Origin of the sequence: Paenibacillus tarimensis, from assembly GCF_021532315.1 — a bacterium.
In the GTDB taxonomy this organism is placed as follows: Bacteria; Bacillota; Bacilli; order Paenibacillales; family Paenibacillaceae; genus Paenibacillus_I; species Paenibacillus_I tarimensis.
The window spans coordinates 258,304-283,460 of sequence record NZ_JAKGAO010000012.1; the positions used below are offsets into that span (position 1 = coordinate 258,304).

22 protein-coding genes are annotated in these 25,157 nt (G+C 53.5%); 1 reads left to right on the forward strand and 21 read right to left on the reverse strand.

The annotated features are described in order from the left end of the window. Positions 1-97: 97 nt before the first annotated feature. The 7 genes from L1N82_RS14415 to L1N82_RS14445 form a co-directional block, all read right to left on the reverse strand. The gene (locus L1N82_RS14415; RefSeq protein ID WP_235288135.1) at positions 98-1,234 is read right to left on the reverse strand and encodes an NAD(P)/FAD-dependent oxidoreductase; all 1,137 of its coding nucleotides are present in this window, start codon (positions 1,232-1,234) and stop codon (positions 98-100) included. Then, entirely contained in the window at positions 1,218-1,979 is a 762-nt protein-coding gene (locus L1N82_RS14420) for a methyltransferase domain-containing protein (protein ID WP_235288136.1), read from the reverse strand. Before L1N82_RS14420 ends, L1N82_RS14415 begins: the two co-directional genes overlap by 17 nt. Further along, a complete protein-coding gene (locus L1N82_RS14425; protein WP_235288137.1) occupies positions 1,966-3,186 on the reverse strand; it encodes a type III polyketide synthase in 1,221 nt (406 codons plus the stop codon). Before L1N82_RS14425 ends, L1N82_RS14420 begins: the two co-directional genes overlap by 14 nt. Positions 3,187-3,309: 123 nt before the next feature. Beyond that, entirely contained in the window at positions 3,310-3,621 is a 312-nt protein-coding gene (locus tag L1N82_RS14430; protein WP_235288138.1) for a DUF3889 domain-containing protein, read from the reverse strand. Positions 3,622-3,686: 65 nt separating this feature from the next. After that, positions 3,687-4,487 (reverse strand): undecaprenyl-diphosphate phosphatase, encoded by an 801-nt coding sequence (gene bacA, locus L1N82_RS14435; RefSeq protein WP_235288230.1) that lies wholly within the window; start codon positions 4,485-4,487, stop codon positions 3,687-3,689. A 215-nt stretch (positions 4,488-4,702) separates the two neighbouring features. Further along, positions 4,703-5,989: a hemolysin family protein gene (locus L1N82_RS14440; RefSeq protein WP_407946755.1), complete on the reverse strand. Its 1,287-nt coding sequence runs from the start codon at positions 5,987-5,989 to the stop codon at positions 4,703-4,705. Positions 5,990-6,043: 54 nt separating this feature from the next. Continuing rightward, positions 6,044-7,075, reverse strand: coding sequence for a DUF4184 family protein (locus L1N82_RS14445; protein ID WP_235288140.1), 1,032 nt, complete (start codon positions 7,073-7,075; stop codon positions 6,044-6,046). A 189-nt stretch (positions 7,076-7,264) separates the two neighbouring features. Here L1N82_RS14445 and L1N82_RS14450 point away from each other — a divergent pair, with 189 nt between their 5' ends. Continuing rightward, positions 7,265-8,488 (forward strand): MFS transporter, encoded by a 1,224-nt coding sequence (locus tag L1N82_RS14450; protein WP_235288141.1) that lies wholly within the window; start codon positions 7,265-7,267, stop codon positions 8,486-8,488. Positions 8,489-8,601: 113 nt separating this feature from the next. Here L1N82_RS14450 and L1N82_RS14455 read toward each other — a convergent pair whose 3' ends face one another. The 14 genes from L1N82_RS14455 to L1N82_RS14520 form a co-directional block, all read right to left on the reverse strand. Beyond that, positions 8,602-10,578, reverse strand: a complete 1,977-nt coding sequence (locus tag L1N82_RS14455) for a glycoside hydrolase family 15 protein (RefSeq protein ID WP_235288142.1) — start codon at positions 10,576-10,578, stop codon at positions 8,602-8,604. A gap of 6 nt (positions 10,579-10,584) precedes the next feature. Continuing rightward, the gene (locus L1N82_RS14460; RefSeq protein ID WP_235288143.1) at positions 10,585-12,024 is read right to left on the reverse strand and encodes a glycogen synthase; all 1,440 of its coding nucleotides are present in this window, start codon (positions 12,022-12,024) and stop codon (positions 10,585-10,587) included. Between the two features lie 35 nt (positions 12,025-12,059). Continuing rightward, the gene (glgD, locus tag L1N82_RS14465) at positions 12,060-13,172 is read right to left on the reverse strand and encodes a glucose-1-phosphate adenylyltransferase subunit GlgD (RefSeq protein ID WP_235288144.1); all 1,113 of its coding nucleotides are present in this window, start codon (positions 13,170-13,172) and stop codon (positions 12,060-12,062) included. Then, positions 13,169-14,335 (reverse strand): glucose-1-phosphate adenylyltransferase, encoded by a 1,167-nt coding sequence (locus L1N82_RS14470; RefSeq protein ID WP_235288145.1) that lies wholly within the window; start codon positions 14,333-14,335, stop codon positions 13,169-13,171. Before L1N82_RS14470 ends, glgD begins: the two co-directional genes overlap by 4 nt. Positions 14,336-14,764: 429 nt before the next feature. Further along, positions 14,765-15,034, reverse strand: a complete 270-nt coding sequence (locus tag L1N82_RS14475; protein WP_235288146.1) for a DUF1294 domain-containing protein — start codon at positions 15,032-15,034, stop codon at positions 14,765-14,767. Between the two features lie 2 nt (positions 15,035-15,036). After that, the gene (helD, locus tag L1N82_RS14480; RefSeq protein WP_235288147.1) at positions 15,037-17,388 is read right to left on the reverse strand and encodes an RNA polymerase recycling motor HelD; all 2,352 of its coding nucleotides are present in this window, start codon (positions 17,386-17,388) and stop codon (positions 15,037-15,039) included. A gap of 223 nt (positions 17,389-17,611) precedes the next feature. Further along, entirely contained in the window at positions 17,612-18,481 is an 870-nt protein-coding gene (locus L1N82_RS14485; RefSeq protein WP_235288148.1) for an alpha/beta hydrolase family protein, read from the reverse strand. Between the two features lie 13 nt (positions 18,482-18,494). Continuing rightward, positions 18,495-19,250, reverse strand: coding sequence for an oxygen-insensitive NADPH nitroreductase (gene nfsA / locus L1N82_RS14490; protein WP_235288149.1), 756 nt, complete (start codon positions 19,248-19,250; stop codon positions 18,495-18,497). Positions 19,251-19,381: 131 nt separating this feature from the next. Continuing rightward, complete coding sequence (locus tag L1N82_RS14495; RefSeq protein ID WP_235288150.1) at positions 19,382-19,756, reverse strand: hypothetical protein; 375 nt, start codon at positions 19,754-19,756, stop codon at positions 19,382-19,384. Positions 19,757-19,878: 122 nt separating this feature from the next. Next, positions 19,879-20,601, reverse strand: coding sequence for a spore coat protein (locus tag L1N82_RS14500; RefSeq protein ID WP_235288151.1), 723 nt, complete (start codon positions 20,599-20,601; stop codon positions 19,879-19,881). Between the two features lie 117 nt (positions 20,602-20,718). After that, positions 20,719-21,420: a DUF421 domain-containing protein gene (locus L1N82_RS14505; RefSeq protein ID WP_235288152.1), complete on the reverse strand. Its 702-nt coding sequence runs from the start codon at positions 21,418-21,420 to the stop codon at positions 20,719-20,721. 12 nt (positions 21,421-21,432) lie between these two features. Next, entirely contained in the window at positions 21,433-21,666 is a 234-nt protein-coding gene (locus L1N82_RS14510) for a DUF7667 family protein (RefSeq protein WP_235288153.1), read from the reverse strand. 74 nt (positions 21,667-21,740) lie between these two features. Next, the gene (locus L1N82_RS14515) at positions 21,741-22,574 is read right to left on the reverse strand and encodes an MBL fold metallo-hydrolase (RefSeq protein ID WP_235288154.1); all 834 of its coding nucleotides are present in this window, start codon (positions 22,572-22,574) and stop codon (positions 21,741-21,743) included. Between the two features lie 175 nt (positions 22,575-22,749). Further along, on the reverse strand, positions 22,750-24,999 hold the full coding sequence (locus tag L1N82_RS14520) for an alpha/beta hydrolase family protein (RefSeq protein ID WP_235288155.1): 2,250 nt from the start codon (positions 24,997-24,999) through the stop codon (positions 22,750-22,752). Between the last annotated feature and the right edge of the window lie 158 nt (positions 25,000-25,157).

Here is a 25,157-nt window from a genome sequence, read left to right on the forward strand (position 1 = left end):
GTGATAAGTAGATATACGGAACGCCGCGCGTTTGGATTCAAATTATTGGTAATCTATTGAACGCCTTGGTTTGCGGATTGCTGCGGCTATCTGGCGGCTATAAGCGGGTAGCCCTTACGAGCCTGGACGACAAGCCGGGAACTGCATTCGCCAGATGAGGAAACATCCAGGCGGCAGCCGGTATCTTAAGCAGCCTGTGGAGCATATTCCCCCAGCTTAGAGGACGGAGGAACTCGCTGCGGATGGCATGTGTATAGGCCATATGCCAGTTCTCATACGAAAGCTCTCCCCGCAGGAACTGGTCTGCCATACCGGCGCACAGCTGCGAGGAACGAAGCGCCATCGCCATGCCATCACCGCACAGCGGCGGGATCACGGCTGCCGTATCACCCGCAAGAGGAATACCGTCCCAAATCTGCGGGGGGGAGCCAATATGAACCGGGAATACAGCCGCCTGCGAACGGGGTACGGGCTCTGCCTGGCTCATCCGCTTCCGCAGGGCGGGATGCTTGTCGATGAATTGTTCCATGATCATCATCGCCGAGCTGCCGCTCTCCTTAGCCAGCCGGGACGTCACCAGCGCAGCGGCATTGATCCTCCCCTCTTCTATCGGACTGAGCCCCAAATACCCTTCTTTCATGATATAGAGCTCCACAGCCGGTCCGATCGCCATATTATCATAGTGCGACTTCACACCTATGTAACCCCGGCCGTTCGCTGGAAGCTTCCTGTGTCCGGGCAAGCCTGCCGGCACGCTCCCTCCCATTGCGCTGACAACTATCCGGGCTCCTATGGTCTGTACTTCACCGCTGTGCCGCAGCTGAATGGCGAACCCTTCCCCCGCCGAAGGCTGGGATATCGCCTGTACGACATGTCCTTCCATCAGGTCGGCACCTGAACGGACAGCCTCCCTGTGCAGCGCCGCATCGAGTGTATAACGGCTTATACCAAGCGCCTGTCCAGGGAGCGGCACCTCTACAGTCTGGCCGCCTTGAAAGATTAACCTGGCCATATTAATTCGTGCAGGATTCAGTGACATTACGGTATCCTCAAGCCGCAAACCGCGCAGCAGGCCGACGGATTCAGGCGACATAAACTCGCCGCACACTTTATGCCGCGGAAATGTCTTCCGGTCGACCAGAACCGTATTCCACCCCTTATCGGCCAGCGACTTCGCCAGAGATGCGCCGGCAATTCCGGCCCCAAGGACAGCTGCGTCATACTCGTGCATCATGTCCCTTCCCCCTTCGTCCTTCATCCTGCTTCGCCGAGCTGCTTATAACTACCGCGTAGCGGAACAGAGGCCGCCAGGAATAATAAAGGTCGGGCCTGCCGAGCTCCGCGCCCAGCCTTCTCCAATCCTCTGCCCGGAAGCCCTTCGCCACCGATAAGGGGCCGTCATGCCGGATATACCGGTTCGTGGTCAGCAGCCGCGCTGCAGTCCAGACGGCAGCCCATGGAAGCCAGTGACGGTGAATATCATTGATCACCACTCCGATCCGTGAAGCCGACAGCATGGCATGGACAGCAGCCGGCAGCACTCCCCCGTCGAAGTGATGGACAAGCTGGGTAGCTGTGACAATGTCCGCTTCTTCTTCCGGAAGCTCGAACAAATCCCGGCGGGTCACCTTTACTCTCGGTTCACTCCTGTAGTAAGCTCTTGCCTCCTCGCATGCTTCCTCCGTAATGTCCGCCAGCGTGATCCGAAGCCGTACGCCACAGCCGTCAGCCCACTTCAGCAGCCGGCGGTTCACATCGCCTGAACCGGCTCCGATATCAAGAATCGACAGTGCCTGGGGCTTTCCCGCGTCCTGCCAAAGCTTCTGTACGCCATGCAGGGTAGGCGATGAAGCCAGGAAGATGCGGTTTAATATACGCAGCTTCTGAAGAGCACCCTTGAGTTCCTCGCCGCCAAGCGAAAAATCATCCATCAGCTCCGCCCTTGCCGCCCGCTGCCGTAACGGCTTAAAAAGGGGCATAAACCGCCACTTTCCTCTCCTCTAGAGTCCTGCCCGGTACAGGGGGAACATAGGTCATTCGGACAAGCTCAGCCGTCAGCCCCGGACCGAAGGCCACAGCCATTCCTTCGGAAGTCGCCCCATCGCCTTCCGCCTGCAGCTTCTGGCTGATCAGCTCCAGCACAAACAGGATAGTGGCAGATGACATATTGCCGTAGTTGCGGAGAACCGCCCGGCTGGCATCCACCTGATCGTCAGTAAGTGCCAGCATTTCCTGAATGACATCCACAATCCCCCTGCCTCCCGGGTGAATTGCCCAGAAATCGGGTCTACCTCTATCACCAAGCAGCCCGGACACTTCTGACGGCACGAACCTTCCAAGCAGCTTGGGGATCTGCGTCGAAAGGTACAGATCGAACCCGTGGCCCCCTACATCCCAGGTCATCTCATCCTGGGAATCCGGGAACAAGACAGTACGGCAGTCTCCAAGCTGGAATATTCCCCGGTCTGCCGAAGCCGCAATACCTGAAGCATGCCCAATGACGCAAGCCGCTGCCCCATCCCCGAAGAAAGAGGCTCCATACAGTGCGTCTCGGTCACCCGACGGCTGAAGATGAAGCGTACACAGCTCTACACAGACAATCAGAATGCGGGAACCCGGATGACCAGCCATCAGATGCCCGGCCAAGCCGATAGCCTTCAAGCCTGCCGCACAGCCGACAAAGGTGAGCGGGATACGACGAATATCCGTTCGCAGACCAAGCAGCTTCACTAGCTCGGTCTCTAGGCCCGGCAGCCATTGTCCTGTACAGCTAACCGTTATCAGATGGGTAAGAGCCTCAGGTTCTGTATAAGAGCAATCCATTGCTCCCCGGGCCGCCTGAAGTGCAAGCGGTACTGATTCACGCTTGTACACCGCCATTCGCTCCGCGGTAGTCGGAGCCCCCGCCCTCATGGCCGCGGGATCTCCCAGATAGCGGCTTTCTGCTGCCATCGGCAGAAGGTCTGGCTCGCAGGTGTAACGGGTTTCTACACCACACTGCCTGAACAGGCGGCGCACCCACCTGCCCGTATCCGACTGGCTGCCGAAAGACTCCGCAAGCCTGCCCGCCGCCTCCTTTTGCTCGAGCTTGTATGGAGGCAGCGCCGTACCGATTCCCAGGATCGCCGGCGCTTCCTGATCTGATGCTCCCGAATCTCTTGGTTCTTCCATTCCTGTACGATTCATTCTCTTGCTCACTCCCTTGTCATCATGCATATACCAACAAGCCGGATTACCTACCAAGAAGTGCAGCACAGAAAGGGCTGCTCTCATCGTCCGCAGGACGACAGGGCAACCCTCATCTATACGTTATGGCTTTACCTCTTCAAATACAATGTCTGTCGGCCTGTTGCTCGCCGTGTCAACCGATATGCGGACAACAACGCCAAATTCTCTTCCTGCCTGCCGCAGCCACAACCGGAAGGACTCAACAGCTTTATGCTGACCGGCTTCACGCCGTCCCAGGTAGCTGTAATCGACAATACTCGCCTTATCGTAGCGGATGGCGGTTCTTTCCATCGCTACCCGGCCCCATCGTGCGTATTCCGGTTCCATTTCAGCCCCGGTTAACATGAACAGTGCGCAAGCCAGTACGGCCTTAAGCAAGACTGATTTTCCCATAGCTGCCCCTCCAATCCTTGGAGGTAGGGTGCTCAGCCCGCTGCCAAAATATGCATGACGCCAGTTTAGATCATGAACAGATAGAAGACAGCCGCAAGGACGAAACGGTAAATGGCAAACCACATCAGCCTGAGCTTCTTAATCAGATTCAAGAACGTCACCACCGCAATCATCGCCACGATGAAGGAAGCAGCGAGTCCAATGAGAAACAGCGGCATATCGCCTGCCGTCAGAAATTCACGGCTCTTGTACAAGTCGATGCCTGTAGCGCCAAGCATAACCGGGACCGAGATCATGAACGTAAAATCTGCCGCAGCCTTCTGGCTTGTGCCAAGCAGTAAACCGCCTGAGATCGTGGAACCTGACCGCGAGAACCCGGGCCACAGCGCAAGACACTGGAACATGCCGATTCCGAACGCCTGCTTATACGTAATATCATTCGTTTCTTCGGCTGTCACCGTCCGCTTCGTACGTTCAGCCACTATCATTAGTATGCCGCCTGCCACCAAGGCGTAGATAACCGTCATCGGTCCAAACAGATGCTCCTTGATCAAACCGTGAAGGCTGATGCCTATGATACCGGCCGGAAGCATGGCGATCAGCATGTGAATGGCGTTCAGCTTGTTAGGCTCATTGAAGCGGAAGCGGAGCATATCCTTCAAGATCGTCATATACCTGTTCCAGTACAAGACAAGTACGGCCAGCACGGCCCCAAGCTGGACGACGACCTCAAACGTCTTGGCAACATCCCCTTCAAAGTTCAGCAGATGCGCCGTGAGAATCATGTGGCCCGTTGACGAAACAGGAAGAAATTCGGTTAGGCCTTCCACGATTCCCATAATAATTCCGGTAATAAAATCACCCAATCCACTCACTCCGTTTCCATTTCCCATTCTCTTCTCTATTTGCCTCGCCCGGCATATGGCCTTCAGCCAAAACTGGGCATTAGCGCAATAATATTCGCCCAGCAGTTGAAAAATTCCTTCTTGTCCATATTTCTCATTAAGAAACCGGCCAATCCAGCCTGCAGAAGAAAAAAAGAGAAGCGCCGGCGCGCTTCCCTTGGTCTTTTCCGCTTTATTTACAGCTTATGGAGCTCTGCCTTCAAGATCCGGTGCTTATCCATCTCGGTGACTGTAATCGTCAGGTCATCATGCTCCCAGGTGTCCCCAGTACGAACCTCCGGGCGCTCACTGTAGATCCAGCCGCCGATTGTGTCGACATCATCATTGGGCAGCTCGGTGCCAAGCAGCTCGTTCAGCTCGCTAAGCAGCACCTTGCCTTCCACACGATAATGGCCCGGCTCAACCATCTCAATCGCCTTGCTTTCATCCTTGTCGAATTCATCGCGGATTTCACCGACGATTTCCTCAAGAATATCTTCTATGGTAATAATGCCGGAGGTTCCGCCGTATTCGTCGAGAAGCAGGGCAATATGCACCTGTTCCGCCTGCATCTTCTTAAGCAGGGACTTCACCGGCATAACATCGGGCACCGTCATAGGCGGCATTAAGAGTCCGGCCAGCTTGAAATCCGGGTTATTGTCATATTTCAGGAAAAATTGCTTGGTGTTTATAAAGCCGACAATGTGATCCTTGCTCTCTCTTGCAACCGGAAACCTGGTATACTGCTCGCGTTTAATAATCCGCAGATTTTCTTCCAGCGTCTTGTTCAGGTACAGGCAAACCATGTCCGTCCGGGGCACCATAATTTCCCTGGCAAGCAAATCATCGAAGGTGAAAATCCGGCTGACATAGCTCAGCTCCGTCTTGTTGATTTTGCCGCTTTCATAGCTTTCAGACAGGATATGCCTAATTTCTTCCTCGGAATGCGCCTCCGTCTCTCCTGTGCCCTTCCGCAGACCGAATAAACCAGCAAGCAGACTTGCGCTCCCCCTGAGAAGCCAGAGCGCCGGAAACATCAGCCAGTAGAATCCGATAACCGGCAGCGCACACCAGGCCGCTACTTTCTCCGTCTTCTGCACAGCAGCAGTCTTGGGCACCAGCTCCCCCAGCACGATATACAAAAAAGCCACCAGCAGGAAGGCCACAAGCGTGGATACTGCTGCTGTAGACTGCTCCATACCCTCCAGTCGGACGAGCAGCGGTGTTACCGTCCGCTCTACCGTTACCGCACCCAGCCAGCCAAGTCCGAGCGCAGTTAATATCATGCCAAGCCTGCAGGCAGACAGATAGCCATCCAGGTTGCTCAGCACACGCTGAACAGCCAGCGCATGCCGTCTTCCTTCCATAACCATCTGGTCGGCTCTGCTCGGCCGCAGCTTAACAAATGAAAATTCAGCAGCGACAAAGAAAGCGGTTAGTCCGATCAACAGTGCGACAAGGAACCATTCTAGTGCCACAAGCATACGCCCTTTTCATTCATTGTCATGTTAAACTCTATTACCCTTATTCTCCCGCAATTAACTTTCATACCGCTTATTGTGTCCTAAGCGTCTGCCTTTGATTACCTCCGTCCTCTGCATTGCAGTTCTCCCGCTAACTCTCCAGCAGGAGACCGCAAGCAGTACCAGTGAGAGCAGCCATATGCAGCTTATCCACCGCATGTAGAAGAGATCTGTATAATCCAGCCCCGGCAGCCTCCTTGCAAGCGCAAGGCCATAATGCTTCAGCAGCCATCCCGACGCCCAGCACCAGCAGGCAGAACCGAATACAAGCAGCAGCTTCAGCAGGCCAGTCGCCAAGCTGCGCTTGTGCATAACCAGTACCCCGGCTGTAAACCATCCGATAGCAGCGGCCGAGAATGGCGCGATCGCGATCAGCTCTACGACCTTGAAGCTGCGGACGGAATAGGCTTTCAAGAGAATCACAGCCGCAGCCGCGAGCAGAGCAAGCAGGATAAAGACAAGCTTGGCTCCTCCTGAATGAAGCGGCCGCCCGGCATCAGGCTTCGTCCTCCCGGACCTCCATCTCCACCACCTGTAGGCAGCATACAGCACAAGCGCTCCGATCCCGAGGGCCGATAAACCGTACTGCAGCCAATGGTACACATGATCTCCGGCTACTGACCGGCGAAGAAAGGATAACCGTTCGTAGAAGAACGTGTGCTTGTGTGTCCATTCATCCATAAACATATGGGTCAAGAACCCGATAAACAGCGAGATCAGAAAGATCATCCAATCTTTCAGACAGTTCAGCCCCCAGGTGCTTCGCGGTTCAGCGAACCGGTCGGCGCCGCCTGCTGAAGGCAGCATGAGGGGCAGCGTCGGCCGCATAAAGGTATGAAAAGCAAATGCAAAGGCTGTGCATAGCGGCAGGTGAATCAGGAGGAACCCTTCCAGGGAATGACCAATCGTCCGGAAGGACTTCATCGCCACAAAATACTCCAAATCCGGGGCCATGCTGCCGAGAACAAGCCCTGTAACGCACAAATAACGGGGTGCCAGCTTCTTGAGCGGGGCTGCAAATACGGTATGTGATATGGTAAAGGGCATCTCTTACAAAACTCCTTTGCTGCGCGCTGATAATCCTTTTACGAATCACAGCTGTATATTGTTTTAAGTTCCGGAGGCCGATTCCTGCCTGCAAGCTCCCCTAGTGACAAATTTGACAATAATCCTGTAAAGTAAACGGGAACGCCTTGCCTTGTATTACCTACTCTTATGGATGTCAGGAGTCGATCAATGATGACGAAGAGCTCTCCGTATGGAAGGCCTGCATCTGCCGTTATTGAGGAACCGCCTATAGCGACGACCAGAGCGGATCATACCTTCTTCTGGATTGTCACCCTGCTCTACTGGATCACACTCTATGTATACATGCCCATTCTTACTCCCTATCTGGAATTTCGCGGATTGTCCATGCAGCTGATCGGGCTTGTGCTTGGCAGTTATGGATTTACGCAAATCCTTGTAAGGCTGCCGCTCGGCATCTGGTCCGACAGGCTGCGCAGGCGCAAGCCATTCATTATGCTTGGTATGCTGACCGGGGCGGCCAGCTGCTTTCTCTTTATCATACCAGGCTCGGCTGTCTGGCCGCTCGCAGGCAGGGTTATGGCAGGGATATGCGCTTCAACCTGGGTCGCCTTTACCGTACTGTATGCCGGTTATTTCCGCAGCCAAGACGCGACGAAAGCAATGGGCACAATCAGCTTTATGACGGTTTCCGGCCAGCTGGCCGGAATGGCGGTCAGCGGATATTTGGCCGAGCTTTACGGCTGGGAAGCCCCCTTCGCGGCCGGTATTGGTATAGGCCTAGCCGGATTGGCTGCAGCCTTCGCTATCAAGGAACCTAGTAACGGAATCAATAGCAGGCGGCCGATAACACTAGGAGAGATGAGAGGCGTCGTAAGGGAAGGCATTCTGCTGCGCGTCTCTATCCTATCCATTCTGGCCCACTGCGTATTGTTCATAACGATGTTCGGCTTTACCCCCCTCAAGGCGACAACGGATCTTGGGGCGAGCAAAGCCGACTTAACCCTTATTGTCGCTGCCTTCATGATCCCTCATGCCTTCACCAGCCTGGTCAGCACCAAGTGGTTCGCACCCCGTTACGGCTCTTGGAGCATTCTGGCGGCCGGCTTCCTACTAAGCGGCCTCTTCACGGCTGCTGTCGCCTGGTCGCCGTCGCTTCCGGTATTAATGGCCACTCAGGCATTTAACGGCTTCGCTCAGGGGCTTCACCTGCCCATTCTTCTTGGTATGGCCATCCAGGATGTAACGCAGAGCAAGCGTGCGACCGCCATGGGGTTCTATCAAGCGATGTACGCGGCCGGTATGTTCGCAGGTCCTTTCCTGGCCGGCTGGCTGAACGGCCTTGCCGGCATCGACAGCGGCTTTTACTTCGGGGCGGCCGCTGCAGCTGCCGGAGCCGTACTGGCCTGGCGGTGGCGCACAGCACACAATTGATCAAGATAAATCTCCAACAGCCATCGCACTAACAATTAGGGCTGGCCCCAGCAGCTCTTTCGAGAACAGCTGAGGACCAGCCCCATTTATTGCGGCTTCTTTAATCCAGATCCCTATCGCTTCCCGTCTTGCCCCTTAAGCTTGCGGTAAGCGCGGGCATACTTGCAGACGCTCTGCACATAGGTTGCGTGCGACCATGTCAATGGAGCAACCGCAAGCGGCGAACCGTCGAACGGGTTTAACTGCTCGGGCAGCACACCGCTGGACAAAGCCTGCCTGGATACCCATTCAAGCGTCCTTCTTGGCGCCTCCAGGTCTTGAAGCGTCTTCGCAGATTCAATGTCATAATTGGCAATCCATAAGGTACAGATAATCCATGGGTTGCCGGGAATATTCTCAATATCACTCGATTGCTGAAAATAATAGTCATTCGTATAGCGGGCAACTCCGCCAACCGAGGTCTTGACACCCAGGCCGTCGCGAATCGCTTTGATCGTGCGTTCGACACGGCTATCATCAACCGGAAGGACTCCGAATTCCCATAAGCCGAACAAGCTGCTCTCAAGCGTCATATCTTTAACCCAGGCACCGTCTTTGTAGATCAGACCTCTTGCAAAACGGCCCGCTTCCTCATCCCAGATATGCTCCAGAATGCCCTGTTTGATCAACTCGGCCGTATTACGGTAATGATCGCTCCGTTCATAGTCGCCGAACAAATCGGTAAAATAAGCGGCAGCCATCAGCCCCCCATATACGGAAGCCGCCGTATAGGTCCAAATTCCGTAGCGCTCCTCCCACAGGTCGTAGCTGGGCTTCGGCAGGTTCATACCGGGCTCCATAAATTCGCTCAGGAAATTGGCCGCCTTCCGGATCAGCGTGCTGTAGTGGGATTGAGGCAGCTCAATGACCTGATGGTAAGTGTAATCCTTCCACATCGCATACAGCACCAGCGCCGTCTCATCCTCTTGAATCGGCAGCCGCTCGGTGCCCTGAACCAGATAAGGATGCCAGCTGGAGCCCACCGTTCCGTCCGGGTTGTATTTGTGGAACAAATAGCCTTCCGGAGACAGCGTATCCGCGCAGAACTGGAAGAACGGCGCAATCATGCTTTGGTAACCGGCCATCGACATGGCCTCGGCAATTAATGCCCCGTCTCTTGGCCACATGTAGCTGTAATGATCCCGGTTATACTGAAGAATATCGGTATCATTCGCAGCGATGATCGCTCCGTTCTCATCAGTCTGCGTACGAACAATCAGAAGGCTCTTCTTGTACAGCTTTACAACTTCCTCCGGCAAATCGCCAAAATCCGTTTCGGTGCGAAGCAGCCAATGCCGCCAGTAGATGACTATCCGGCTGAGCAGCTTCTCCGGATGACTGTCAGTGACATACTGGTTCAGCTGCTTAACCTCTTCAAGGTTATGGCCGGCCGACATCCAGTAATAGACTGTCTTCTCGCCGCCGCCAGAGACCCGCGTCATGAATCCGATCGTGCTGTCAACGGAGCCCTGAGCGATGGAATTGCCCATCAGATTGCCATCCTCGGCATCACGCCATGTGCCTTCAGCGGAATGGAACCGTTTGATACCGGTTGAATACTGCATAATACCGCCTTCATCAGAGAAGCCGTTAAACATAAAGTAACTGGAACGCTTATAGTGGAAGACAGTCCGGTTCTCCGGGTAGAATGCCGCCGTATCACCGACCTCTGTCCCCTCGATCATCAGGTCATGATGAAAGAACAGCCGAACCTCGCGTTCATGTTCTGTCGTGCTTCGTACGACCACCCGCTTCAGGTAGATGCATTCCCGCTGATGTATTCCATCATTAAGCTGCAGCTCCAAACCAAGCGCTTCATTACGTGCGATTACATTCGTTACAAGCGAATCCTCGACATAACCAAGCTCCATCTTCCACTCAGGCGAGTCCAGCCAGGAGAACGAACCGTCCACCCACACGCCGAAACGGCAATACTGCCCGCCGACATGATTCAACTGCCCGACAAAGGGAAAGTAAATATCGCGAATAAAACAATTTTTGTCCAAATTGACAAGCATCTTTCCATTTCCGACAACCAGATGACGCGCCATGTATGATTACCCCTTTCCGTTTCCCGCAAGCGTATTGTATACCGCTTTGTACTGCCTTGCGGAACTGCTCCAGCTGTAGTCTGCGTAAGCGCCGTTATCAATGATTTGCCGCCATAGCGACTCGTGCCTGTAGCAGGCAAGCGCTTCATGCAGCGTGGCAAGGAAAGCGCCGGCCTGATAAGGCTGAAAGCGGAATCCTCTCCCTCTTCCTGTATATTCATCATAAGCTTCAACTGTGTCCTTCAATCCCCCGGTCTCCCGGACGACAGGAACCGCTCCGTATCTCATTGCAATTAATTGGCTGATTCCGCAGGGCTCCACCCTTGAAGGCATGAGATACAGATCGGATGCTGCATATATTTTACGTGCCAGCGCATCGTCAAAGCCGATTCGCACAGCTACCCTGTCAGGCATTAGCCCGGACGCCCGGAGAAGCATCTCCTCATATCGCCTCTCACCCGTACCCAGCACAACAATCTGCAAATCCGTCTGCTGCAGGATCTGATGCATGGCTTCTTCCAGCAGATCAAGCCCTTTCGGCTCCACCAGCCGGGATACGATTCCCGCAAGGGGGATACGCTCGGAGGCAATCAGACCAAGATCCCGCTGCAGGGCTAGCTTGTTCACACGCTTGGCTGCCATTATATCACCGGTAAACGTATGTGCCAGCATGCCGTCGTGTTCAGGATCGAACAGATCCTGATCAAGCCCGTTTACAATGCCTGTCAAGTCCTGCGCCCGCTCCTGAAGCAGCCCGGCATAAGCCCCTCCAAACTCCGCTGAAAGAATTTCACCTGCATAAGCCGGACTGACCGTAGTCAGCTTATCCGCATACCGGATACCGGTCCGCAGGCAGCTTCCGGCGTCTGCTGTGGCCAGCAGTCTGCTGTGCGCTTCCGCTTCCTCGCCGGTTACCGCCTTAAGATCAGCTGTCTGCATAATTCCATCATATAAGAGACTATGTATCGTAAAAACTGTACGGATACGGCAGTTTGTCTCCACGCAGAGCTTTGTCTTGAGCAGATAAGGTATCCAGCCCGTGTGCCAGTCATGACAGTGAATAATATCAGGTCTAACGTGCAGGTAAGGCAGCGCGTCCAATACAGCCATGCTGAAGAAGACGAACCGGGAAGCAGTATCCCGGTACCCGTACATTTGCTGTCCGCCAAAATAACCCGGCTCTTCAATTAGATAGTAACGAACCCCTTCAAAAGTCGCCTCAAGCAGCCGGCAGGTTCGCTCGGCCGCCCGGAACCCTGCCCGGAATTCTGTTACTAAGCGGAAGGAAGAGCGGATGCTGCCGGATACAGCTCCATAACCCGGAAGGATAACAGCGGCTCTGACACCGCTCGAAGCCAGTTCCTTCGGCAGTGCCCCCGCTGCATCCGCAAGCCCTCCTGTTTTGATAACGGGAACCGCTTCAGACGCGGCAAACAATACATTCATGAAGTCATCTCCTGCTGTTCTTATGCGTTAGAATATTAGATCACCTTCCGCTTTACAGCCAGGTAAGGCGAGGCTTCTACCCCCCGGATATCCCTGCCCGGCTCAATCTTAACCTCTTTGTCCAGAATAACATGCTCAAGCGTGCTGTCAGGCCCGACGATTCCGTTTTGCATGATGATACTGTTGCGGACCACGGCTCCCTTACCGACCTTAACTCCCCTGAACAGGATGCTGCCGATCACAGTACCTTCGATTTCGCAACCGTTGGCGATCAATGAATTGACACTCTGCGCTCCCTTCAGATAGCTTGTCGGCGGTTCATCCTTAACCTTCGTGTAGACCCGTCCCGGCATAAAGAACAGCTCCCGCCAGACGGACGGCTGAAGCAGCTCCATATTATACTTGAAGTAGGCTGGCAAGGTATTGACTATACCTAGGTAACCTTCATGGAAGAACGCTTGGATATTCAAGGAGCCCAGCCGCGACATAATCGCATCCTTTATTAGGTCATCCTGGCCGCGTGCCAGCGATGTCTCAACCAGGTCAAGCAGCAGTTCCTTCTTCATGACGTACATTTCCATCGAGGCGATGTCTGTCTCCAGCCTTCCGAAATGCTCCTGGATATCGATGACCCGGCCATTCCCATCCACCTGTACCCGTCTCGCCAGGCCTGCAGGCTCCTCATCCAGCCGCTTGCAAACCAGGGTAATATCAGCATCCTTCTCCAGGTGCTGCTTCAAGACGGCTGACAAATCCATATTGCATACCATATGGCTCCGGCAAATGATCACATGCTCCAGATGACAGCGGGCAAAGTAATCGCGGTGCATATAAAAATGAAACAGGTCTCCCTTGCGAAGATCACTCATATCCTCGGCAACGGGAGGAAGTACAAACAGCCCGCTTTGACGGTGATGCAGATCCCAATGCTTCCCGGATCCCACGTGGTCCATCAGGGAGCGGAATTTGGTATGGGCAAACAGCCCCACCTTGGTAATCCCGGAGTTAACCATGTTAGACAGCGTAAAATCTATCATCCTGTACCGGCCGCCAAATGGCACTGTGGCCAGACAGCGGCTGGCTGTAAGGGAACCGAGCTCATCCGGCTCCTGAATCAGGTTGATAACACCCATCATCTGCTCACTCATGCCTCCACCTCCGATGCGGATTCATTGCGAAGCACCATTTCGTCGCTTGCCACGACATGAATATCAGTGTTCGTGTCAGGAGTTCCAAGTGTCACCCCGTCCGCAATCACCGCACCTTCACCAATAATCGACCGGTAAATCGTGACATTCCGGCCAATCTGCACGTTGGGCATGATAACGGAGTCTTCAATGACCGTATTCTCACCGACTTGCACACCGGCAAACAATACAGAGTGATTGACCCTGCCCTCAATAAAGCAGCCCTCTGTAATGAGCGAACCGGTTACACAGCCGGTAGGAGAAACATAGTGAGCCGGCTGATTCGGATTAACCGAATAAATGCGCCACTCTTTATCGTTCAAGTTAAGGCTTGTGCGGTCCGACAGCAGATCCATATTCGCTTCCCAAAGACTCTGAATCGTGCCGACATCCTTCCAATAGTCTTTAAAGGAATAAGCGTTAAGGAATATATCATCCTCCAGCATGGCCGGGATAATGTCTTTGCCAAAGTCGTTGGTTGATTCCGGATTCTCCTCATCGCGGATCAGGTACTGCTGCAGCACAGGCCATGTAAAAATGTATACACCCATCGATGCAAGATTGCTGGAAGGCTTCTTCGGCTTTTCCTCGAATGAGACGATGCGTCCTTCTTCATTCGTTGCCATGATGCCGAACCGGCTGGCCTCCTTCCAATCCACTTCAATAACTGCAATGGTTGCATCAGCGCCCCGCCGCTTATGATCGGCGAGCATCTGGTCGTAATTCATCTTGTAAATGTGGTCACCTGAAATAATGAGGACATACTCGGGGTCATAGCGTTCAATGAAGCTCATGTTCTGGTAGATCGCATTAGCCGTTCCCTTATACCAGCTGCCTCCCTTGGATTTCATATAAGGAGGTAGTACTGCCATCCCGCCGTCTCTGCGGTCCAGCCCCCAGGGACTGCCGATCCCCAGATACCGGTTTAGAACAAGAGGCTGATACTGCGTAAGCACCCCTACCGTATCAATACCGGAATGCGTACAGTTGCTTAGGGTAAAATCAATGATCCGGTATTTCCCGCCAAAATGGACGGCAGGCTTTGCCAGATTTTTGGTCAGCACACCAAGCCGCTTTCCTTCTCCACCTGCAAGCAGCATGGCGATCATTTCTTTCCGGGCCATGTTCATCACTCCCTGTATCTGTTTGGACCATCACTCTAGCACCGCTGCCAGCATGACAACGGGTAACCTTCTGCTTACAAGGTATATAATGCTGTGTGAGAGCGGCTAACCAATCACTGCCCGGGCTTTACTGCCGGCTGTCCACCGGCAGAACAGCATAAGCAAGGAGCAGTTAGGTTATGAAGGACAATCTATCTCTCTTCACCCCAATACCCTTGAAGCGGAAGCTCCAAACAGCAACGGGCTGAAGTACAGAAGTGTGTAAGAACCATGGTGGGAATAACGAAAGCGGATAGTCAGGCGGGTATTAGCTGCGACAGTGATCTGTTTGATCTGGTTATACCGGGAGTCATGAATAATATGATGTTATCCAATATACTACGGATTCAACCTGTTGACAGCTTTACCCAGAAACTATGTCAAATAACTTTACGCATATCTGACAAGAAGAGCTATTAAGGCGAGATGCAGCATAACCAGCAAAGGAAGACCAACGGTAAACGAGCGGTGCCTGGTCTTGTGGCGCCAAAGCTTCATGGCAGCGATTCCGCCTGCTGCCCCGCCGAGTGCAGCGGTGGTAAAAAGCGTTTTCTCGGCAATCCGCCGAGCGCCTTTTACCGCGCGCCGCTTATCAACGGACATGAGGCAAAACATAAGCAAATTGATGATAATGAGATATCCGGCTGCAGCAACCCACATGCTTATTCCTCCGTTCTATAGCTATCGGGAGTCTGTTCCCGGATAAAGCGGCTCGGTACGCCGTGAGACAGCAAGACCAGCTCATGCATAGCTCTCGTACAGGCCGTATAGAACAGCTTGCGTTCACTCTCCTGCCGGTACACCTGCTCAGACGCATCGTAGATCATGACAGCATCAAATTCTACACCCTTTGCCAGGTAAGCCGGAATAATGGAGATGCCCCGTTCAAATTGCATGGTATCTTTCGTAACAAGCCTGATAGGCAACACGCCGCTAAGCCCCGCATAAGCCCTGCTGCTCTCTTCCGCTGTACGGCAGATGACGGCCACGGACTCATAGCCTTCCGCTGTCCATGTCTGCAGCAGGCTGATAATCTGGCGGTGAAGCTCCTCTTGCCCGTTAACAAGCTTGACCAGCGGCTGCTTGCCTGCCCGGTTGAAGGGTTCAATCTTATCGCCCCCTGGCACCAGTCCTCTGGTAAAGTTGACGATCTCCCGGGTCGAACGATAGCTCCGCAGCAGATGAATCCATTCGGTCTGATCAGGGCCGTACAGATTGGTCAGCGGATCGGTATCTGACATAGCAGATGTCTGAGCATAGATAGCCTGGTTCAAATCGCCAAGTGCCGTCATTCTCGCACGAGGAAACAGCCACTTCAGGAATTCGAGCTGAAAGGGGGTGTAATCCTGTGCCTCGTCTATAATCACGTACCGGACATTCGTGTTTGCTCTAAAGCCTTTTAGCCGTTCGTTAAGGTACAGATAAGGTGTCGCATCCTCGTAAAAAAGCCTGCCCTGCTCCATCTCGCGAACCGTCTGTGCGGCTATCTCATCCCACTGCTCCGGCAGTGCGAGGGAACCCGCCGCCCGCTCTGCTGCTTCCCGGTCTTCGAACAGCTTCCGGTACAATCCCTTTACATCGGCAAACCTCATCAGCTTGATTCTGGCTCGCACCTGCTTTAAGGCTGAGGCCACGATCATTTCGGCGAGCAGCTCCTTCTCCGCTTCATGATCGTCGAAGGTTTCTCCCATGCCCTTCTTCTGTCTGCGCAGCCTGGTATAAGCCCGCTGATAGTCCTCCGCTGAGAGCAGCTGCATCTCCTCCTCAACCCATGCTTCCTCCTTAATCGACGAAGCATAACGTTCAACTCGCTCAAGCAGCCAGTCTCTAATCAGAATCAGCCGGTTGGCAAGCCGGATTGAGCTGTCCATGCTGTAGAACCTGTCAGCCATCTCCTTGGCTGACACGATCTGTTTGCCCCGGAAGACAACAGGACGAAAACGCATTCCGCCGTTAACAAGCCCATCGAGGTATTGTTTGACCAGCTCCAGATATGCGGTCGACGACTTATAACGGGTTCCTTCTAACCGGGCGCCGTAGCCCGCTTCCTGTCCGGCTGTCAGCACATATTCCAGCTGGTCGAAGGAATCCTCCAGCTCAAATTCTTTGCCAAGCCTTGTCTCCAGATATTCCTGGAAGGTTGTCTGGAGCATATTTTCTTCACCCAGCTCAGGCAGGACCGATGATACGTAACTGTTAAACATCGGATTTGGCGAGAAAAGCACCATCTGGTCTGAAGTAAGCACGCCCCGGTATTTATAGAGCAAGTAAGCTACCCGCTGGAGAGCTGCTGACGTTTTGCCGCTGCCCGCTGCTCCCTGTACAATCAGCATGCGGCTGCTGTCATTACGAATGATCTGGTTCTGTTCTCTCTGAATGGTGGCCACTATGCTCTTCATAGTCGAATCTGACGTCCGGCTCAGCATCTGCTGCAGCAGCTCGTCGCCGATGGTCACACCGGTATCGAACATATAGCGGATTATTCCGGAGCGGATGACAAACTGCCGCTTAAGCTCCAGCTCGCCGCGCACCTCTCCGCCTGGTGTATCATACGCAGCTGGCCCTGGCGGATAATCGTAATACAGACTGGAAACCGGAGCACGCCAGTCATACACGAGGAACGTATCGCTGTCATCCTCCCGGAACGAGGCAATCCCCAGATAAATGGTTTCAGCCTCGCTCTCATCCTCCGCCCGGAAGTCAATTCTTCCAAAATACGGTGACTGGATAAGCCGTTTAAGCTTGCCCAGATAAGCAGCGGAATGGCGCTGGCTGCGCTCACGTTCGGCAAGCAGGTCAGCCTGCTGCTTCATGCTGAAATACGTCTCCGTTAAATCCTCAGCATTACTGAAATTAACCGTTACTTCATCCCAGAAATGCTTGCGGATATCCACCGCTTCCGACCGGACATCTCCTATCTCATCCTCCAGCTCATCAGCTCGTTTGGAAATGCTGTCAACAACAAAAGTTACGCGTGCCTGTTCGGCTTGCCACTGCTCATCCTTTTCATTCATGCAAGCTTCGCTCCTCACTGCTTTGATCCCTTTGACCTCAAAGGCTATTGACAGGGACCGTCGTTGTAGTGTATAATTTTATTAGTAATATCTGTTTATTAAGTTACATCTTTTCCAATTTCTTAATTGTACCAAAATCTATCCCTCAATTCAATGCGAAACGCCCCTGACCGCCGCACCGGTCAGGGGCTTTGTTCTTTTGTATATATTCCCTGGAATAGAATTAGAACGAATGTATTCGGCTCAGAAAATTAAAGGTCGAATTCAGTGCTTCAGTTAATTCAGCAGTCGGCCCCGTAAATGGGTGCACAGCTCCAAACGTGTGTCCGGCACCAGTGATCGTGACATATTGATGCTGGGAAGCGGCGCTTTTCATGAGCGCATGGCCCTCAACCAGCCTGTCGGAATCCGCATCACCCTGAATAAGTAGTACAGGAAGCCGCAAATCTGCAAGCCGCTTGGGAATACTGAAGCGCTCCCTATTGCTGTGGAGATCGTCAAAGAAACCGGCACCGATGGGCATCTCCTGCTTCGTTCTGGCGTTCATAACGAAGGCACGGCCATTTTTTCGCGCTTCTGCTTCAAACTCTTCATCAAACAGGTTCGCATTTGCAATGCCATTCCAGGTTACAACCGCGCAGATATCCGAATGGTCGGCTCCAAACAGAATGGCGTTACCTCCCCCTCTGCTGTGCCCCAATAGAGAAATTGAGGTCTCATCCACCCCGTCCATAAGGGGCAGCTGCCGGCGTCTGACTGCGGAAAGCAGCGCCTCCAAATCGGCTTGCTCACGGGAATACGTATTAGCCGCAAATTTGTCTAATTCATCAAAATCAGTCTCGCCCACACCGTTACACGAGAAGTCAAACCGTACCGTGTAGAAGCCTTTCTGAGCGAACCATTCTGCCGTATATGGAATAAACCCCCATTCGGCAAAGCCTTTAAACCCATGGCAGAGCAGAAGAACAGGCATCCCCCGTCTGCCCTGCGGACTACCTGCGCCGGGAGCGGCATTGCCGGCGGTTACAGTCCCTTTCAGATACAGCCCTTCACCCAATTCCAGCCGGAATCTCTCAGACTTTAACCGGTCCAATAACAGCACCTCCTTAATCATCAAGGCGGAAGCCCTGCTGCTTCAGGTAACCGCCAATCTGTCTGCCGGACTGGGAGTGCTTGGCCGCCATTTGTTCCGACCAGCTGGTCTCCAGCTTACCGCCCGACCGTTCTCTCATATAAGACCGGTGACGGTCATCATATTCAGCTATGAGACTGGCATAAGCGGAAGAAGAGTACTCATTCTCATGCATGACCGCTTCCGGGCTCAACCGCGGTCTCACGACAGGATCCTGATCAGGATAGCCGATGCACATGCCGAACAGCGGTGCAACCAGCTGCGGGAGCTTGAGCAGCTCGCCCACCCTGCGGATATCATTACGGATGCCGCCGATGTAGACAATGCCTAAACCCAGTGATTCAGCCGCCGCAGCCGCATTCTGAGCGGCCAGTGCCGTGTCCACCGCGCCGATTGTATACCACTCCGCATTCGCTTCTTCCAGCCTTTCACTGCCTGAGCCCTGTCCCGCTGCCATCGTATAGCGGTACAAGTCCGCGCACCATACCCAGAACTCCGGACTCTCAAGTACATAGCTCTGATTCCCGGTTATAGCCATGAGCTCCTCTCTCAGCTGCCGGTCTGTAATCCGGATGACACTGAAAGCCTGCATGTTACTGGAGCTGGAGGCCTGCTGCCCCGCAGCCAATATCGCTGACCGGTGCTCTTCCGTTACCAGTTGATCGGTGAATTTGCGGATCGACCGATGATTCATCAGCCCTTCGATTGTAGGTCCATAGCTCATCTCCATATGCTCCTCTCCTGATTTTCACTCTCACTACCATGATACCAAAGCTTGGGCACTGGACACAAAGAGACAGCAAGAAGAGGGCTGCTCCCGGTCACTTAAGACCCGGAGCAGCCCTCTTATAAGCCTACTGTTTACACGAGCCCGCCATGCTCCTCAGCTGCCCGGACAGCCTTTTCATAATCGTTGGCATCCATAACAGCTGTAAGGAGAACGTCTCTGCCGGTTACACGATTGTCGGGTCCGCCGGAGCTGAAGCCGCTCGCGCTGACACTTGCCGCTGATAAAATCCCTGCATTATGGTCTGTAATTTCAGCATCGAGAGTCAGATAACCCAAGCTGTGAAAATCGCTGGTTATCGGGTTCATGATCCTCTCATTGCCATCACCGGGATACCCGTCAACCCGGCGGATGGAGCTGTCCGTCAAATTCAGCTGCTTGATTTGCTGCATAGCCGCTTGGGCTTCTTCCATGCTTTTGAAATAAGCAAGCAGATTTTTTTCCTTCATCTGTTCATTCTCCCTTCCCTACACGAGATTGGCAATGTGCAAAAACGACCCGAATTCCGGGTCGTTTCCGTTTTTATTAACGACGTCTGAAGGAGCGTCTCCATTTGCCAAATGAGTGCCGCTTACTGCGGCAGCGTATGGTTGTAGCCTCTCCCCTGTTGCATCGTGTTCATGTTATTCATGTTATTCATGTTATTCATATCCTGCATGCTGCCGGACTGCGAGGTTGGATGCATATTGCCCTGATGCATTGCATGCATCATATTTTGCTGGTTCATACCGCCGCCCATGGACTGCTGCATGCCACCTGCTGTTGCATACATGCCCAGCATAGTATCGGTGGTTACTTCCTTCATCGTAGGTACTTGATAATAACCCTGCTGGTTCATGTACTGCCATACCTCGTATGCTTGCTCCGAGCAGTTTATCGCCGCTTGCTGCACAGCACGGCGGATTTGCGGATTCGCACACTCAAGCGAGCCTTTCATCTTCAGGCCTGCAGCCGACTTCAGAAGGCCAAGCATACAGGATGCTACATCGCGGTCGTCCATCTGGCTTGCACTTGTGACCGGGCTCATCTGCTGCGGATTGTCCAAGCCGTATACCGGCTGGGACGTCTTCATTGCCCGGTAAGGAGCCGCCTGAGACATGCCCTGCTGCTGTGTCATCTGGACCATACTGTTGTATTCATTCATCATGAACTGAAGCTGGTGATCCATCATATGCTGGAGCTGAGGGTCCCTAACCTGCCCGCGCAGCAGCTGGTACGTGTTAGCCGCGTCAATTGTACAATTCAGCACCTCATGAATTTCCAATACCTCGTGAGCACCTAAATTTGCTGTCATTAGTATGTACAGCCTCCTTATGAGCTATCTGTTGTGCCATGCCAACCATGACCAACACATAGTATCCCCCAACAGGAACCTGTTATACCCGTTATGACGAGTCAATCGCAGGATCTATCACTGAAGCCGTTCCTCCAGACTGGCCGGACCCTTCTCCCCTATAACCTTCAGGAATAGATCCGCTGTCGACGGGTCCGAAACCTTTTCACCCTTCTGATGCCCCGGTTGTTTATTGCCCTGGGTGGTGGCGCCATCTGTATGGCTGCTGTGATCCTGAGCTTTGCCTTGGTCAAGCAGCTGTTCAATCAAGCTCCGCAAGGACTGAACATCCTTGCTCAGGCGGACAAGGTCCTGCTTGGAAGCCGGTTGTGCGGCTTCATTCAGAACCACCGTAATCTGGCCGCCTGGCTCCAAAATCGCATGCTTAACATCCGAACGCCGCAGCACACTTTTCTGCCGGAGCTGGTTATCAAGCAGGTCCACCGTTAACCGGACCTTTCTAAGGTTCCGCTCCTGCAGCTGTCCATGAACGATAAGCGGAACAGCACTGCCTGTAATGAGCTTCTCAACCCAGTTAAGCTTCAGCTGCATCCATTCCAGGCCGATTAAGGTCGCTACCATTATTGCCGCAACGGAAAAAGCGACCCATATGCTCTTGCCCGACACGGGCTGGATGAGCAATGAGCCAATCGCTATCATAATAACCGTCTGTGAAGTAGTCATCTGCGCAATGGACTTCCTTCCGGCAATCCGCAGGAGACCTGCTCCAACAACGACGATTAGAATCGTCTTCCACAGCCATTGCCATTCCAAGTCCACTATACTAATCCCCTACCGTCCCGTTGAAAGCTTGTCAATTTTACAGCACAGCTCATGCTGCCACTGCGTATCAGAGGTCATCGAGGCAAGCAGCGACATATTCTTCAGGTGAGCCAGCTCCCGGCAGTAAGAAGCATTGAAAGCAAGGCAGTGTTCGTAATCCTTCTGTTCAGCATCTGTCAGCTGCCTGGACTGCCGCAGCACCCACAGTTCTGCCAACCGCTCATGCACGGGAAGAATCGGCATCCATAGCCCCTCCTTTCATTTCCATTATGGCCAGGAGTATGGATGCCGAAACCCGTAGGGAGGCGGCTTGACCTTTATTTATTTACAAAGCGGCCCTTCTCGGGCACCGCTATTTCGTCAAAATGAGAAGCGAGCTTCTCTAGTCCCTCAATCAGTGCTATTCCCTCCATTGGAAGCCCGTGACCGGTTACGGCAGTCTTAGGCCGCAAGGCCAGAAGCTTCTTAACCGAGGTGCGTGAAGCATCCCAATCCGTTGTCATATATTTGGGAGGACCGCTGATCTCCTGCTTCTGGGTAACTACCTTGTATAACGATTCCTGCTGCACGGTTACAAAAGCATCGCCGGCGATGAGGGTACGGTCCTCCTCGCGGAAGAGTGACACATGCCCCGGCGTGTGGCCCGGCGTATGGATAACCCGCCAGCCAGCCAGCCCGGGGACCGTCCCATCCGTGTTATAAGCTATCACCCGACCAGTCAGATCAAGGCCGTCATGCGGAAACATCGGTGACATCTTGCTGACCATTCCATTATCAACCGAAGGGTCTCCCGGCGGGTAAGATTGCTGTCCTGTCAAATACGGCAGCTCCGCAGCATGAGCATAGACAGGAACATCCCAGGTCTTCAGCAGCTCCGGCAGGGCACCAATATGGTCAAAATGCCCATGAGTCAGCAGGATTGCCTGCGGCTTGCAGCCTTTCCCGTACAGCCTTTCCGCCTGTTCTACAATATCGCCTTCCGCCTTGGTCACACCGGCATCAATCAGGAACCAGCTGCCAGGTCCTTTTCCGATGAAGCATACATTAACGATTTGTACCGTAAAAGCGTATACTTCAGGCGCGAAGAACGCCCCCTTCCCGCTTGCCTTCGAGGTGAGCGGAAGCGGCGCCTTTTCGAAAATATTATCCATGATGATGTTCCTCCTCTTTGCGCAGGATTGAAACAACTATTAGGTTTCCCGGCATAAGCCAAAAAAACCGCCTCCCCGGCGGGTCTATACTATCTCGGGACAATCGTGCTCTTGTCCGGCAAGACGGTATAGCTCCTCGTCAACTAATAAACGGGTGGGCGGTGGTATGAATCCGTCAGCTCATCGCATTGAACCCCAGATCATCAATCATGATTCTGCCGGGTCCGTTCATGAGACGGATGGTAAGGCGCGAGAGCCCGCCATCGAACACATCGGGCTTCATCTTCTTGAAATAAGAAACGGGAATCGTATACGTCTGAAAAACAGGCTCTATGGCTTGTTTGTACTTCCCCTTCTTAAGCTTGCGCTCGAGGAAAGGATGAATCGTGTACGTAATGGATGGAGGCGACCGGAACACGTCATGCGCGTTGAGCGGCACAGCTGCTGTATGGCCATCCTGGCCTTCTACCTCGATGATCAAGCCGGGAACCGCCGCCGCTTCCTTTAGCTCATGACTAAGATCGGCAACTGAGAAGGTTATTGCTGTAACGGATTCCGGTTGTACCGTCTGCCAGTACCGGCCTACAAATGAGATGGAATAGGACGCGACTGAATTCCATTTGAGAACAAGCGCATCGGTTCCTTTATCCTTGCCGTCACGGTTAAGGACGCTGCCGTGATACCACGAGTCAGCTCCATCCGCATAAGCGGTAACACCAGCGTTAATCGACTCCAGGGCAGGCTGCTCAAACCGGCTGATAGCCTTGAAGGCGCCGCTTTCGTAACGGGTGATATAGTCTGCCGCCGGAAGCCACTGCTTGCCTGTCCGGTAATCAGCAAACAATCTCTCATACTCTTCTCTTCCGTGTAAAGCGGTCTCCATAAAGGCTGACAGGTAAACTTGGGCCGCGAGGCGCTGATCTTCGGCACTCATCACATCGCTTATATCAAGCAGCATTCCTCCCGGCATGCTGAGATCATAGGAGCCCCAATCTGAATTAAATCGGCTGTGGTTGGCGTCGGGCAGATAGACAGCTGCCTTAAAAGCATTTTTGTTTTTAGAAAATGATGCCCGGTTGTACTGCTGCTCTCCGTAAAAATTATTAACGTCCGCGTCTCTTGCGCCCTGAATCGTTAAATAGTGAACATCCCGCAGATATGCCGATTTCTTGTCAACCGTCCGGTCTGTCGGCGCCAGGGCAGCTACTGCTTTGATTTGAACCTTCTGCAGGCTCTCCAGCAGCGGATCCTCGTCAAACCATCTGCTCGCATCTGCGGCCATTGCCACAGCCTGGCCACCACGGGAATGGCCAATTAAGCCCACACGCTCCAGATCCACCTTACCGCCTAGCGGGTGTCCGGCAATCAGGTTAAATGCTTGAATCTGCTGCAGGTGATGCAGCAGCATCCACGCGCGCATCTTCATATCCTGATTCGGGATGCCAGACCATACAGAATAATTAAGAAAATTCTCATCCACTGATACAGCAATAAAACCACGGCTTGCCAGAAGCTCACCGATATAACGGTACCCGCCGTCCGACCAATCCTCCATCAGGTGGTTTCCGTGCACGATAAGAACCAGCGGGAACGGTCCCTCGCCTTCCGGCATCCACAAGCGTCCGTTGAGCGGAAGCGCGGACTGGTCAAAGCCCCAAAACCAGGTTCTTAACTTCGGCCATCTCGTTATATAAGCACCCGCATCCACTGTTTCACTAATCCAATCTGTGCCGCTTCCAAACTCTTCCCGGTGCCGGTCATCTCCGCTGCCGTAAGTGTAATACTTCACCTTATATGGACCCTTCTCAGCAGGATTCCCGGCTTGTATAGGTGTAATATTGGCGTTGCTACCCGCAACAGGGATTCCGCCTGCCTCCTCGGCACCATATGAGCTTAACTGCATCGATGCCAAGGCTATGATCAATGCCAGTCCTGCTGCTGTCCATTTAACACCTGGTCTCAGGCGCGGGTGAACCAGCAGTCCCGTAAACCAGCCTGCGAGCGAGCCGCTTACAGCCGCTATTACAGACAGCAGGAGCGCAGGCTGCCAGCCGATCTCGGCAAAGTGGAACATGGCATAGGTACCCCCTGCTGCCGCAAGGAAGCAGCCAGCAAAAAATCGGGGGACCGGAATGCCGATTAATGCGAGCAGCAGGGCAATACAGCGGGAGACCAGCCACAAGGCCGACAGGCCAAGTGTAACTAGAATAGCAGCATCAACCCCATACCCCAGCCCCGTTGGTATGCCCATCGCCGTGATCGCAAGCAGCATGGCAAAGCAAACTGCAATTCCAAGGGAGCCCGCCTTCCACATGAAGGTATCGTAACGGCATGCTGTAGCCGCACGGTCAACGAGCCATCGCCACAAACCAGCCAAGCGTGCGGGGCCGGGCTGCGGGGCTGGCTGCGGTGTTAAGCTGTTCATCTGCTCCCCCCTGTGTCCATATCAATTAGTTCTACTATATTCTACTTATTGTTCATTATAGACGCTTCAGATTAAAAGACCAACCGGGAGAGCGAGCCAATTCATCCGGGATTTAAGCAAGCGTTGGCACATATACCAACAAAACGCTGCCAGTCGGC